Origin of the sequence: Bartonella sp. AA89HNZF (assembly GCF_042196905.1) — a bacterium.
Classification (GTDB): Bacteria; Pseudomonadota; Alphaproteobacteria; order Rhizobiales; family Rhizobiaceae; genus Bartonella.
Window position 1 is genome coordinate 1 of sequence record NZ_JBHIRD010000078.1, and the last position, 1083, is coordinate 1083.

Below are 1083 nucleotides of genomic sequence, written 5' to 3' on the forward strand. Positions count from 1 at the left end.
GTCGCTTTCTTAATCGTACTTACCGGTATCCCCTCATACGGTATCTGATGATGTTCACACCACGCCGTTAACGTTGCTAACAAACCACCGTAAATATGCGCGGCATCTGTACCTTTATGACGCCTCACCTCTTCAAAATACACCGCGTCAATTTGACCTGCTGTCTGCTTTATTTCTGATAGCCATTGCTTAAAACGCAAGTAACGCATTCCACCGCCTTCAAAACGACGGGTTTGAAAATTAACAGTACCACTGATGATACTACCGTCCCCTCCACATATCGCCCACCCAGTCCGCGTACCTAGATCAAAACAAAGGATTGTATGAAGCATCTAAATCACTTGCATTTAATGATGGTTTTTTCTTAGAATGGTGCTTAAATGACTTCTCTGCACACAATTTTACTGCAATTCACACAATAAGAAACGTTAGGAAAAGATAATTTTTTAATGAGCTTTGCTTGCTCGTGTATTATTTCGTCTTTTTCATTTATCTCTTGTCTAAGCCTTTTTGTGGTTTTAAAAGCAGTATAAGCTGCATAACAAGATATAATAAGCGCAATTAAGCCCATCTCTATCTCCTCACTTCCCCTTCTTCTTACTCTTCTTATTCTTATGAGGCGGCGCTTTTACTGCTTCATCATGCTGTTTAAGCTCTTGTGTTAGTCTCTCAATTTCCGTATCACGTGATTGAACATCTGCTTCGAGTGCATCTATAACTTCGTTTTTTCGTTTGAACGCTGCTTCATACTCATCTATCTTTTGCTTCAGTTCTCTAATTTCTGATGCATTTTTGATATTTAAAAAACTCTTATCCATGCCATTCTGAATTTCTCTTGAACATTCATGCTGTTTATTTTGTAACTCGTCTGTTAAATGCCCAATTTTTAATTTTAGAGTTTCAACTTCCTCTTTAAGCCTCTTAACTTGGTCACGATAATACAAAGCAATACGAAACATCACTCCGCATAAAAGCAATGCTCCAAATACTACACACACAACTATCAATATTATTTCATTTAAACTCATTTTGATCTCCTTAATGCTACAATCTATCGACCGTCTGATCAACATCGCGGCTCTT

Annotated in this window: 3 protein-coding genes; all 3 read right to left on the bottom strand. The window is 38.0% G+C overall.

Features of this window, described 5'->3' with window-relative positions; genetic code table 11:
- A partial coding sequence (locus tag ACFIN0_RS09760) for a hypothetical protein (RefSeq protein ID WP_375702456.1) occupies positions 1-332 on the bottom strand: 332 nt, incomplete at its 3' end.
- A 44-nt stretch (positions 333-376) separates the two neighbouring features.
- The gene (locus ACFIN0_RS09765) at positions 377-571 is read right to left on the bottom strand and encodes a hypothetical protein (protein ID WP_375702457.1); all 195 of its coding nucleotides are present in this window, start codon (positions 569-571) and stop codon (positions 377-379) included.
- A 10-nt stretch (positions 572-581) separates the two neighbouring features.
- Positions 582-1028, bottom strand: a complete 447-nt coding sequence (locus tag ACFIN0_RS09770) for a hypothetical protein (RefSeq protein ID WP_375702458.1) — start codon at positions 1026-1028, stop codon at positions 582-584.
- Between the last annotated feature and the right edge of the window lie 55 nt (positions 1029-1083).

What these genes read in the sequence shown, in the direction of transcription:
- ACFIN0_RS09765 (WP_375702457.1), bottom strand. Translation starts at nt 571, where the DNA reads ATGGGCTTAATTGCGCTTATTATATCTTGTTATGCAGCTTATACTGCT.
- ACFIN0_RS09770 (WP_375702458.1), bottom strand. Translation starts at nt 1,028, where the DNA reads ATGAGTTTAAATGAAATAATATTGATAGTTGTGTGTGTAGTATTTGGA.